We start from the raw sequence: 12844 nt of genomic DNA, 5'->3' as shown, positions 1-12844 counted from the left end.
CCAGTTCGACTCTGGGTATCAGCACCACTTTATACTTAGGTTAAAGTTCGGCAAGAAGTAAAAGAATTTGTCTGGCGGCTTTAGCGCGGTGGTCCCACCTGACCCCATGCCGAACTCAGAAGTGAAACGCCGTAGCGCCGATGGTAGTGTGGGGTCTCCCCATGTGAGAGTAGGGAACTGCCAGGCATCAATTAAGTAGAGAGGCCATCCGAAAGGATGGCCTTTTTGCGTTTCTACACTACACAAACTGTAGGCCGGGTAAGGCGAAGCCGCCACCCGGCATAACAAACGATTAATGAATCACCTGCGATAAAAATGCCCGTGTGCGTTCTGACTTCGGATGCGCAAAGAACTCATCCGGTGGTGCCTGTTCGACAATCTCTCCACGATCCATAAAGATCACCCTGTCAGCGACAGTTCTGGCAAACCCCATCTCATGCGTCACGCACAGCATCGTCATCCCGGATTGCGCCAGCCCAATCATGGTATCAAGCACCTCTTTCACCATTTCTGGATCCAGCGCTGATGTTGGCTCATCAAACAACATTATCTTAGGTTTCATGCACAGGGAACGGGCGATGGCCACACGCTGTTGCTGACCGCCGGATATCTGCCCAGGGAATTTATTGGCATGTTCAGCAATGCGCACACGCTCCAGATAATGCATTGCCAACGCTTCGGCCTCTTTTTTCGGCATCTTTTGAACCCAAATGGGGGCCAGCGTGCAGTTTTGCAGAACGGTCAGATGCGGGAACAGATTGAAGTGCTGGAACACCATCCCCACTTCCTGTCGTACACGGTCGATATTGCGAATATCTTCATTCAACTCGATACCATCAACCACAATACGCCCCTGCTGATGTTCTTCAAGATGGTTAATACAGCGAATAGTTGTGGATTTCCCTGAACCGGAAGGACCACAAAGTACGATACGTTCGCCCTGCTTCACCTTGAGATTGATATCCTTCAGGACATGAAATTGTCCGTACCATTTATTGACGTTTTCCAGCGTAATCATCGCGTCGGCAGGTGTCATAGTAATCTGGCTCATAATTTCCTCAGTGCGGTGTACGCCCGGTGTTAAAGCGCTTTTCCAGATGCTGGCTATAGCGCGACATGCTAAAACAGAAGATCCAGTAGATCAGGGCAGCGAAGACATATCCCTCGGTGGACATACCCAGCCAGACAGGGTCAACGGTAGCCTGCTGCACGCTGCTAAAGAGATCGAACAATCCGATGATGATCACCAGGCTGGTATCTTTGAAGAGGGCAATGATCGTGTTGACCAGACCAGGAATGACCAGCTTGAGTGCTTGCGGGAGAATGACCAGACCCTGCGTTTTCCAGTAACCGAGTGCCAGGGATTCAGCGGCTTCGTACTGGCCTTTAGGCAATGCCTGCAGACCACCACGCACAACCTCAGCAACGTAGGCTGACTGAAACAAAATCACCCCGACCAAGGCGCGGATCAGTTTGTCTATCGTTGTGCCTTCTGCCATAAACAGCGGCAGCATGACCGACGACATAAACAGAACGGTGATAAGCGGTACGCCACGCCAGAACTCTATGAAAATAACGGAGAGAACGCGTACGACCGGCATTTTTGAACGCCGTCCCAGAGCCAGTAAAATCCCCCACGGCAGAGCGCCAGCGATCCCCACAGAAGCAATAATGAGCGTCAGCGTCAGTCCGCCCCACTGACGGGTTTCAACACGCTCGAGCCCCAGAAAACCGCCATACAACAACACCCAAACAATAATCGGATAAACAACAGCCCAGCTCGCAATGTATCGGCCACGGTGAGGAAGCTTTTTCCAGAACATTACGGCGATGGAGAGCAGACCGATAACCAGCGCCAGATTAATCCGCCAGCGCTGTTCATGTGGGTACAATCCATACATGAACTGACCAAAACGTTCGTGGATAAAGACCCAGCATGCACCCGCTTTCGTACAATCCGCGCGTGTGGAGCCCACCCAGTTCGCCTGCAGGAAAGCCCAGTTAAGCAGCGGCGGGATCAGTTCCCAGATTAACCACAGGCACACAATCGTCAGCAGGCTGTTACTCCAGCTGGAGAACAGGTTCTTACGTGCCCAGATAATGAAGCGCCCACCTGTTGTGCTGGCAGGACGCGAGGAGTGCGACAATATCGCTTTTGTCATCATGGATCCTTAGCGCTCAACCAGTGCTATACGGCGGTTATAAAGGTTCATCAATAATGAAATCATCAGACTGATGATCAGATAAACAGACATGGTAATGGCAATGGTTTCAATCGCTTGCCCGGTTTGGTTAAGCACGGTCCCAGCGAACAGTGACACCATATCGGGGTAGCCGATGGCTGCGGCCAGTGATGAGTTTTTGACAATATTGAGGTACTGGCTGGTCAGTGGCGGGATGATGACCCGTAAAGCCTGCGGAATAATGACCTGGCGAAGCGTCACGGTATTTGGCAAGCCCAGTGAGCGCGCCGCCTCGTGCTGTCCGTAAGGGACAGCCTGGATCCCGGAGCGGATGATTTCCGCAATAAATGCGGAGGTATAAATCGAGAGCGCCAGCGTCAGTGCGGCCAGTTCCGGAATTAACACCATACCGCCCTGGAAGTTAAAACCACGCAGATGCGGAATATCCCAGTGCAAGGCTGCGCCAAATAGCCAGTGGGCGACTGACGGCAGGCCAATAATCAGTGCAGCGCCAACCGGCCATGTTTTACGCAACTGCCCGGTTTTGATCTGATGCTTACGGTTATAGCGGAACACGCCGACAGAAATCGCGAGTGCGATAATTATTGCGATGATGAAGGCATAAAGCCCTTCGGCGACCTGCGGAGAGGGTATGTATAACCCGCGGTTGCTCAGAAAAAGAAGATCGAAAGCATCCACGGCCTGGCGTGGACCGGGAAGGTTACGCAGGACAGCGAAATACCAGAAGAAAATCTGCAGCAGTGGCGGGATATTACGAAAGGTTTCGATATAAATGGTCGACAGTTTCCGCAGCAGCCAGTTTTCAGAAAGTCGGGCCAGACCAAGGAAAAAGCCGAGTACGGAAGCGAACACAATACAGAGCGCTGACACCAGCAGCGTATTCAGCAGACCTACGATGAATACGCGTCCATACGTATCGCCTTCCTGATAATCAACAAGATGCTGAACGATGCCAAAACCCGCGCTGCGATCCAGAAAGGCAAAACCCGAGGTGATGCCTCGGTTATTCAGGTTGGTAACGGTGTTGTGGATTAAATAAATGGCGATAACCACAACCACGACAACAGCAATAATCTGGAAAAGCCAGGCGCGGACCGCGGGATGAGAAAAGGACAGCGATCCTTTTACGGCTAAGCGGCGATGGGACATAAAAAACCTCGGTAACCATGACTCTGGACTGGGCACTGCGCTTGCAGTGCCCGTTACAGCAAAGACTTAACGTACAGGCGGTGCGTACTGAATACCGCCGTTATTCCAGAGATTGTTCTGGCCGCGTTTGATCTTCAGCGGGCTTTCCGAACCCACGTTGCGCTCAAAGATCTCGGCATAGTTACCGACCTGTTTAATGATGTTATAAGCCCACTTGTTATCCAGCTTCAGATCCTTGCCGAAATCACCCTCTTTGCCCAGAAGATGTGCCATATCCGGCGTGGACGGATTAGCGGTTTTCTCATCGACATTTTTCGAGCTGATGCCCATCTCTTCGGCGTTCAGCATGGCAAACAATGTCCAGCGAACGATGGAGAACCAGTCCTCATCGCCGCGGCGAACGACGGGGCCAAGAGGCTCTTTGGAGATCACTTCAGGCAGGACAATCCACTCGGCAGGGTTGCTCAATTTGATGCGTAATGCGTAGAGCTGTGACTGGTCAGACGCCAGGGTATCGCAACGGCCTGACTCCAGCGCCTTAGCCGACTCATCGGAGCGATCAAAGGTGACTGGGGTGTACTTCATTTTATTGGATTTGAAGTAGTCCGCGACGTTAAGCTCTGTGTCAGTACCCGCCTGGATGCACACGGTCGCACCATCCAGCTCTTTAGCGCTTTTCAGACCGGCTTTATTGTGAGTAAGGAAGCCGATGCCGTCGTAATAGGTGACGCCGGTAAATGACATGCCCATTCCCGCGTCGCGCGAGGAGGTCCAGGTCGTATTGCGGGAGAGCATATCAACTTCGCCAGACTGTAGCGCAGTGAAACGTTCTTTCGCCGTCAGTGGGGTATATTTTACTTTGCTGTCATCACCGAAAACCGCTGCGGCAACGCCACGGCAGACATCAACGTCAATACCGGTAAACTTGCCGTTCGCGTCGGCATAGGAAAAGCCTGGCAAACCGTCACTGATACCACATTGTACAAAACCTTTCTTTTTAACGGCATCCAGCGTCGTGCCCGCCTGCGCCTGTCCGGCTACAGCAAACAACACGCTCGCGGCGGCCAGGCTGGCTATCATCGTCTTTTTCATAATGGATCCTGTGTGGCGAAATTTATCGTTATAGAGGCGTTTTAAAACGCTTTTACCTGTCTGTGGCTTTGGCCAACGTTTATAAAGCAAACGTAATGCCAGGTTTTGCGCTCGATTAAATAAAGACAAGTGAACGCATAATGCTGAGTGTAGACAGGCTTAAATAAATCGAATGCCCCGAAACGGTGCGAAATTCCAACCTGCGCCACAAATTAGAGCAAAAGTTGGTTGAAGGATAAGGTTAAAGCCAGAGGTAGTTTCAGTCGTGAATATTGGCAGGGTATTAAATGGATTTAATATGTGAATATCATCACGATGGAATTGGTAATTCGTCAGGATAAGCAATAAAGATGTGACGTAAATCTTATAAAAAATACCAGGCGTGAATAAAAGAGGGCTCTTTTTTTACTTATATGAAATTAGTGCACTATTTAAAAGCAAAAGCGCGGACAGAGCCGCGCTTTCAGGAATGAGTCATGCCCCAGTGGTTATTTGGTCAGAGCCACGATACCCAGCGTCAGACCCGCTATTGCGGCAGCACCGCCAGCGATAGCACCGGCTGTTTCCCAGTTATCCTGGGTGGTGCCTTTCATGCAGGTGTTGGTATGAACCAGTCGGCCTTGATCGTCGTATACCGGTACACATGGAGAATCGTGCGCGCAACCAGCAAGCAGCGCAGCGAGAAGTGCAACGGAAATGAATCTTTTCATGATGTTACCTCAGTGTTTTCTCACATTCGCCATAAAGCCAAAACGGCAATTAACGAATTAGTGGCTATTTTACCACCGGTAGAAGTTCGCGTTGCAGGGGGAATAATCTCAAATTATGTGAATTGTAAAAATCATGGAGAAAGTTGAGCGACAAAAAGAATTAATGGAGAAAATATGAAGCTGTAAAAATTTAAAACTGTTGTTTACCTTAAATAAAAAGGCACCAGAGGTGCCTTTTAGTAATGGTTATTGTTTATGGTTTGTGAATCGCCGACGGACAACTACAAAGAATACGGGTACGAAGAAGATAGCCAAAAGCGTTGCAGATAGCATGCCTCCCATTACACCCGTCCCGACAGCGTTTTGCGCGCCGCTCCCGGCACCGCTGCTCATTACCAACGGCATGACACCCAAAATAAAGGCCCAGAGAAGTCATCAGGATAGGACGAAGGCGCATCCGGGAGGCTTCCAGCGTCGCTTCAATTATCCCTTTGCCCTCCTTCTCCATCAGGTCTTTGGCAAACTCGACAATCAGGATGGCATTTTTGGCCGATAACCCAATTGTTGTCAGAAGGCCGACCTGGAAATAGACGTCATTGTTCAGTCCTCGCAATGATGCTGCGAGAAGCGCACCAATTACCCCCAATGGCACAACCAGCATGACGGAGAATGGAATAGACCAACTCTCATACAGCGCAGCCAGGCATAAGAACACCACTATCAGTGAGATAGCATACAACGCTGGTGCCTGGTTGCCTGAAAGTCGTTCCTGAAATGACATACCTGTCCAGTCGTAGCCGATGCCAGAAGGCAGTTTTGAGGCGAGGCTTTCCATCATGACCATTGCTTCACCGGTACTCTTACCCGGTGCAGATTCACCGAGGATCTCCATTGATGGCATGCCGTTGTAGCGTTCAAGGCGAGGAGAACCATACACCCAGTGGGCGTTGCTAAAGGCTGAGAACGGTACCATTTCGCCATTTGCGCTACGCACGTAAAGGTTGCTGATGGCTCCCGGCAACATGCGGAAGCGGGCATCGGCCTGAACGTACACTTTTTTCACGCGGCCATGATCGATAAAGTCATTTACGTAAGTGCCCCCTAATGCCGTCGAGATCGTCTGGTTGACATCAGAGAGGCTGATGCCCAGGGCCTGTGCTTTCTCCTGATCGACATCCAGTTTGAACTGAGGGGTATCTTCCAGACCGTTAGGTCGCACTCGAACCAGCAGGTCGGGGTGCTCCTTTACCATGCCGAGCAGTTTGTTACGCGCCTGAGTTAACTGCGTATGTCCCAGGTTGGCCTGATCGATCAGTTCGAAATCGAATCCCGTTGCAGTACCTAACTCGATAATTGCGGGCAGGTTAAAGGGAAATACGAGGCCATCTTTGATCTGGCTGAACGCTTTCGTCGCGCGATCCACAATGGCTTCAACGCTATTCTTCTCACCCGGGCGTTCTTCCCAGGGTTTCAGGCTGACGAAGGCGATACCGGAGTTTGCCCCTGGCCGCTAAAGCTAAAACCATTAACGGTAAAGACGGACTCAACATTCGCTTTCTCTTTGGTCAGGTAGTAGTTCTGAACCTGATCGAGAACTTGCTGCGTACGTGTCTGGGTTGCTCCGGCAGGAAGCTGAACCATCGTCATAAACACCCCCTGATCCTCTTCCGGCAGGAAGGAGGTCGGCAAGCGCAGGAACAGTACCGCCATGCCGCCGACGATGAGCACGTACACCACCAGGTAGCGTCCGGTCTTGCGAAGAATACCGCTCACGCTGTTGCTGTAGTGTTCCACGCTCTTATCAAAGAGGGTATTGAACCAGCCAAAGAAGCCACCTTTCTTCTCGTGATGTTCACTGGACGCGGGCTTGAGCAATGTGGCGCAAAGGGCAGGGGTGAGGATCAGTGCAACCAGTACGGACAGCGCCATCGCGGAGACAATGGTGAGCGAGAACTGGCGATAGATGGCCCCCGTCGAGCCGCCAAAAAAGGCCATTGGGATGAATACTGCCGAAAGCACCATGGCGATACCGACCAGCGCGCCCTGGATCTGCTCCATCGACTTCTGCGTTGCCTCTTTTGGCGGCAGCTTGTCCTCAACCATGACGCGTTCGACGTTCTCAACAACCACAATCGCATCATCGACCAACAGACCTATCGCCAGCACCATCCCGAACATCGTCAGGGTATTGATGGAGAAACCAAATGCCGCCAGAACCGCGAAGGTCCCCAACAGAACGACCGGAACCGCAATCGTAGGAATGAGCGTTGCCCGCAGGTTTTGCAGGAACAAATACATGACGAGGAAGACGAGAACAATCGCCTCGAACAGGGTTTTCACCACTTCGTGAATGGAGATTTTCACGAACGGCGTGGTGTCATAGGGATAGACAACCTTCAATCCCTGCGGAAAGAATTGCTGCAGCTGTGCCAGCTTGCTCTTAATTGCTGCCGCCGTATCCAGCGCGTTTGCTCCGGTTGCCAGCTTGATCCCGAGACCCGTAGCCGCCTGCCCGTTGATCCTGGTGACCATGTTGTAGTTTTCGCCGCCCAGCTCAATGCGAGCCACATCCTTCAGGTGCACCATGGAGCCGTCCTGGTTTACCTTCAGCGTCACGCGGCCAAACTCTTCCGGCGATTTTAGGCGGGTTTGCGCGATGATAGAGGCGTTCAATTGCTGGCCCGGAACAGATGGCGTTCCACCTAGCTGACCGGCCGCAATCTGGTCATTCTGCGTTTTCAGTTGATTGATAATATCCAGAGGCGTCAGCTGGTATTTATTCATCGCATTGCTGTCAAGCCAGATACGCATCGCATATTGCGCACCGAACAGCTGCACATCACCAACACCCGTTGTGCGACTAATCGCATCTTTCACATTCGAAGCGACGTAGTCAGAGATATCATCCTGAGTCAGGTTTTTATTGTCCGACACAAAGCCCGCAACCAGCAGGAAGCTACTGCTGGATTTTTCAACGCCAATCCCTTGCTGCTGTACTTCTTGTGGCAGCAGCGGCATGGCGAGCTGAAGTTTGTTTTGAACCTGAACCTGCGCGATGTCCGGGTCTGTACCCGACTCAAAGGTCAGAGTGATGGTGACGTTACCCGCAGAATCGCTGGTGGACGACATATACATCAGATTATCGATGCCGTTCATGTTCTGCTCGATAACCTGCGTCACGGTATCCTGCACCGTCTGGGCGTCAGCGCCAGGGTAGGTTGCTGTGATGGCAACAGCAGGAGGGGCGATGGTCGGATACTGCGCAACGGGCAGTTTCAGAATAGCCAGCCCGCCCGCAATCATCAAAATAATAGCGAGTACCCAGGCGAAAACCGGCCTTTGAATAAAGAAATTAGCCATGGCGTTGTCCTTAACTGGCTGGCGTGGAAGCGGTATCAGGTGTCGCCACGACGGTGACGCCAGGACGGACTTTTTGCAGGCCGCTGACAATCACGCGGTCGCCATTTTTCAGCCCTTCCGTCACCAGCCAGCGGTCGCCAATCGCCTGAGGTGCAACGACGGTACGCGATTCAACCAGGTTTTTATCGTTAACCACCATCACCGTTGCGTCACCGCGCGGTGTACGGGTCACGCCCTGCTGCGGAACCAAAATGGCATCCGGCTGTGTGCCTTCATCAATGCGCGCGCGGACAAACATACCGGGTAAGAGTTGATGCTGAGGATTCGGGAAGATCGCGCGCAGGGTAATCGAACCGGTGCTTTCGTCGACCGTCACATCCGAGAATTGCAGCGTACCCTTCTGCGGGTATGGCTGACCGTTTTCCATCAACAGCTCAACGGTGCTGGTAGCGTCCCCTTTTTCCAGGCTGGTCTGTTTCAGGCGCATAAAATCATTGCTGGACTGAGTCACATCGACGTAGATGGGATCAAGCTGCTGTACCGTTGCCAGGGCGGTAGCCTGCCCGTTAGTGACGAGAGCCCCTTCGGTGACGCTGGATTTGCCGATACGTCCGTTGATGGGTGATGTTACTTTGGTATAGGCAAGATTGATGCGCGCGCTTTCAACACCGGCCTTCGCGGCAACGACGCTGGCATCGGCCTGTTGCGCCGTCGCCACTGCCTGATCGTATTCCTGCTTGCTGACATACTGGGTGCCGACCAGCGGGACATAGCGTTTCACCGTCAGATGCGCAATATTCGCTGCCGCCTGCGCTTTCGCCAGTTCGCCTTTCGCACTGTCATAGGCCGCCTGATACGTGGCAGGATCGATTTGATAAAGGGAGTCGCCTGCCTTCGCATCACTGCCTTCTGTGAAGTTACGGCGCAGAATGATGCCGCTAACCTGAGGACGAACCTCCGCAACGCGATACGCATCTGTCCTGCCAGGAAGTTCCGTTGTGACTGCCAGTGGCGCGCTTTCCACAATGTGTACACTCACCTGAGGGGCTTGTGGATGTTGTTGCTGGTTTTCCTGCCCATCGCATCCGGTGAGCAGTGCGGCGCAGACAATAAAACCGGCTAAGGGTAAGAGTCTGAAATGATTCGTCATTACTGTTCCTTTAAATACCCATTAACCGATATTTGCCATAAATCGGTGACAGGGGCAGGGTACAAATACAAAAATGTAGCTGCATATAATAATGAGGGTATTTAATGTTTTTTAATTTATAAGTGCGAATGAAGAGGGGTAAAGACAAAAATCAGAATCAGATCGGGTCCATTAGACGATATACTTACTCATGAATAATCAAGTAAATGGGATTTAATGGTCTCATTCATATCTGGGGTGAATTTAATTGCTTTCACTCATTCACCTTAATTATAAATTAAGAGGATTGACTTTTTTTGTGCAAAATTAAAACCGTTTTTAGGGAATACTTTGTTACCTGACTCCAAAATTAAGTCTTCAACGTGTGAATAACGAGTAACAGTCTATGGCGCGTAAAAAGAAAGAAGATGCCCAGAAAACCCGGCAATTGCTGATCGAGGCGGCAATCGCTGAGTTTGCTACCCGTGGCGTAGCCAACACGACGCTTACGGACATCGCTGATGCCGCAAAGGTTACGCGCGGCGCAGTATACTGGCATTTTTCCAGTAAAGCCGAAATATTTAATGCCATTTGGGAGCAGCAGATCCCCCTTCGTGAAATGATTCGTGACAGGCTTTCTCTCACCGAAAATGATGACCCGTTGTTAATGCTCCGTGAGCAATTTATCACAGCGTTGCAATATATCGCGCGTGAACCACGGCAGTGTGCGCTTTTACAAATTCTGTATCATAAATGTGAATTTAAAAATGATATGATTTCAGAATGTGAAATTCGTAATCGTATTGGTTTTAACAATGATTATCTGCGCGCGACGCTGGAGAATTGCATTTCACGGAAAGTGATTTCACCGCAGGTTAATGTTGATTTGACGCTGATCGTTCTCCATGGCTTTTTTAGCGGGATAATTAAAAACTGGTTAATGAATAGCGACAGTTTTAATCTTTATCAGCAGGCACCCGCTCTGGTCGACAACATCCTGGGGACACTCCCTGTGATACGCGTGTCGCCGCAGGATGACGTTTATACTTCCGCGCCGGGCAACATCTCCCCATGTTCACAAAGTGCCTCAATGGTTTGAGCACTGACCGGCTTACCTAACAGATAACCCTGGAGCGTGTGACAGCCCAGCTCTGTCAAAAACGTTTGCTGTGCTTCGGTTTCCACACCCTCCGCCACCACTTTTAGATTGAGCGTTTTTGCCAGCGCCACGATGGCTGAGACAATGGTGGCATCTTCACTTTCCCCACTCAATTCCTGCACAAAAGCACGATCAATTTTCAGTTCACTGGCGGGTAGGCGCTTAAGGTATAGCAGACTTGAATACCCGGTTCCGAAGTCATCAATGGAGGCTTTCACACCGGCATTGGTCAGTTCTGTCAGTACCCGCACACTTTCGTCAGGGTTGCTCATCGCTGTGGTTTCGGTCACTTCGAGGATCAGCATTTCCGGAGGGACGTCGTGACGGGTCAGGCAGTCGAGCACCGTTTTTACCAGTGAAGGTTGTTCAAACTGCAGCGTCGACAGGTTCACCGCCATCGACCAGTTACGGTGCCCCTGTAGGTGCCACTCACGCAACTGGCGACAGGCTTCATTGATAACCCAGTTACCGATGGGAATAATCAGACCTGTTTTTTCTGCCAGCGGCAGGAAGAGTTCGGGCGTCAATAATCCCTGCTTCGGATGCTGCCAGCGTAGTAGTGCTTCAAAACCGAGGAGGGGGCCTGCAGGTGCATGGAATTTAGGCTGATAGAGCAAACGAAGTTCATCGCGATCGATGGCCAGCCACAGATCGTTCATCAGCTGCAGATGGGTCTGCGCCAGCGTATTCATGGAGGGCTGGAAAAAATGATACCCGTTCCGGCCCATATGTTTTGTGTGGTACATCGCCGCATCGGCATTGAACATCAGCTCGCGATCGGTTTTGCCGTCATGCGGGTAAAGCGCGATCCCAATGCTGAGGGTCACCACCAGTTCATAAGGTTCCAGGTTGAACGGGTTATCTATAGCGCGAACCAGCGAATTGGCCAGCGAGGCCGCATCATCCGGGCCTTCACTCTCCGCCAGCAGAACAAATTCATCGCCACCGATACGGGCGAGAGTGAACTGGCCCTTCAGTGGCAGCAATAAACGCTCCGTCACGGCGACCAGGAGTTTATCGCCGACATCATGCCCGTAGGCGTCATTGATGGTTTTAAACCCGTCGAGATCCATGAACATCAGCGCAAAGTGCGTACCCTCGCGGTCTGCTTTACTGATAGCCTGATCGAGTCTGTCTTCCAGCAGGATGCGGTTAGGCAAACGCGTCAGGGTATCGTGCAGCGCCAGTTGCGCGAGTTCCCGGTTCGCTTCTGCAAGCGACGAGGCCAGAAGGGCAGTACGTGCCTGAAGGCGGGCATCCAGCATCGACACCAGCAGGGTGATTCCAAGAATAGAGAGTGCGACGACGCTGACCAGCACCGCCAGCCAGCTCCCGTTGATACCTTCATGGTGAACCATTGTGGACATCGGAAACTGCGCCGCTTTCATGCCTGCATAGTGCATCCCGGCAATTGCAATTCCCATCGTGATGGCGGCCCCCATGCGCATCAGCACGACCTGCGCGGCTTCGTGACGCAGGCGGAAGGTCAGCCATAATGCCGCGAGTGAAGCGGCAAGCGCAATCGCGACCGAAATGGCCACCCAGATCTTGTCCCAGATAATCCCGGGCATCACTTCCAGCGCCGCCATGCCGGTGTAATGCATGGCAACAATACCGCTTCCCATCACCAGTGCGCCGGGCAACAGTCGGCGCAAGCGTAATTGCTCGCAGCTCACGAGCCATAGCGCAAAAAGCGACGAACCCACGGCGATAAGCATGGATAACACCGTCAGGGTGGCGTTGTAGCTCATGCTCATGGAGAGGTCCATCGCCAGCATGCCGATAAAATGCATGGCCCACACGCCAATACCCATTGCAATACCGCCACCAGACAGCCAGACGCGGGCAGCGACGCCCTGGCTCCCGGCAACGCGTGCAGCCATGTTCAGCGCGGTATACGCAGCAAGGATGGCAACAACAAAGGAGAGGACTACCAGGATATGATTGTATTGGCTGACCAGCATGGACGGTTCTACTCGAGTGTGAGGTTACGCAAGAGCGGTTGGGAAGGGCGAGACATTATCACCGTAAGGTAATGACT

General features: G+C 51.9%; 8 protein-coding genes, 1 rRNA gene and 1 pseudogene. 2 read left to right on the top strand and 8 right to left on the bottom strand.

Features of this window, described 5'->3' with window-relative positions; translation table 11 throughout:
* Positions 1 to 70 precede the first annotated feature (70 nt).
* Positions 71 to 186: ribosomal RNA gene (gene rrf / locus ENTMO_RS0121940) — 5S ribosomal RNA — on the top strand.
* Between the two features lie 106 nt (positions 187 to 292).
* Here rrf and ENTMO_RS0121935 read toward each other — a convergent pair.
* The 7 genes and pseudogenes from ENTMO_RS0121935 to ENTMO_RS0121905 all read right to left on the bottom strand — a co-directional run bounded on the left by ENTMO_RS0121935 (position 293) and on the right by ENTMO_RS0121905 (position 9665).
* Entirely contained in the window at positions 293 to 1051 is a 759-nt protein-coding gene (locus tag ENTMO_RS0121935) for an amino acid ABC transporter ATP-binding protein (protein WP_010436211.1), read from the bottom strand.
* 7 nt (positions 1052 to 1058) lie between these two features.
* Complete coding sequence (locus tag ENTMO_RS0121930; protein ID WP_010436209.1) at positions 1059 to 2162, bottom strand: amino acid ABC transporter permease; 1104 nt, start codon at positions 2160 to 2162, stop codon at positions 1059 to 1061.
* Positions 2163 to 2171: 9 nt separating this feature from the next.
* A complete protein-coding gene (locus tag ENTMO_RS0121925; RefSeq protein ID WP_010436207.1) occupies positions 2172 to 3353 on the bottom strand; it encodes an amino acid ABC transporter permease in 1182 nt (393 codons plus the stop codon).
* Positions 3354 to 3419: 66 nt separating this feature from the next.
* Positions 3420 to 4445 (bottom strand): amino acid ABC transporter substrate-binding protein, encoded by a 1026-nt coding sequence (locus ENTMO_RS0121920; RefSeq protein WP_010436204.1) that lies wholly within the window; start codon positions 4443 to 4445, stop codon positions 3420 to 3422.
* 488 nt (positions 4446 to 4933) lie between these two features.
* Positions 4934 to 5155: a lipoprotein gene (locus ENTMO_RS0121915; RefSeq protein ID WP_006178893.1), complete on the bottom strand. Its 222-nt coding sequence runs from the start codon at positions 5153 to 5155 to the stop codon at positions 4934 to 4936.
* A gap of 246 nt (positions 5156 to 5401) precedes the next feature.
* A pseudogene (locus ENTMO_RS24440) lies at positions 5402 to 8515 on the bottom strand (efflux RND transporter permease subunit).
* Between the two features lie 10 nt (positions 8516 to 8525).
* Complete coding sequence (locus tag ENTMO_RS0121905; RefSeq protein WP_010436199.1) at positions 8526 to 9665, bottom strand: efflux RND transporter periplasmic adaptor subunit; 1140 nt, start codon at positions 9663 to 9665, stop codon at positions 8526 to 8528.
* 385 nt (positions 9666 to 10050) lie between these two features.
* Here ENTMO_RS0121905 and envR point away from each other — a divergent pair, with 385 nt between their 5' ends.
* Positions 10051 to 10743: an acrEF/envCD operon transcriptional regulator gene (gene envR, locus ENTMO_RS0121900; RefSeq protein WP_010436197.1), complete on the top strand. Its 693-nt coding sequence runs from the start codon at positions 10051 to 10053 to the stop codon at positions 10741 to 10743.
* On the opposite strand, the gene ENTMO_RS0121895 is transcribed toward envR, so the two are convergent.
* On the bottom strand, positions 10686 to 12767 hold the full coding sequence (locus tag ENTMO_RS0121895; RefSeq protein ID WP_010436194.1) for a putative bifunctional diguanylate cyclase/phosphodiesterase: 2082 nt from the start codon (positions 12765 to 12767) through the stop codon (positions 10686 to 10688). The two genes, envR and ENTMO_RS0121895, sit on opposite strands and share 58 nt — an antisense overlap.
* Positions 12768 to 12844 lie beyond the last annotated feature (77 nt).

Origin of the sequence: Enterobacter mori LMG 25706 (assembly GCF_000211415.1) — a bacterium.
Classification (GTDB): Bacteria; Pseudomonadota; Gammaproteobacteria; order Enterobacterales; family Enterobacteriaceae; genus Enterobacter; species Enterobacter mori.
The sequence above is the reverse complement of the archived record's forward strand: the minus strand, read 5'-3'. Positions and strand labels throughout refer to the sequence as shown.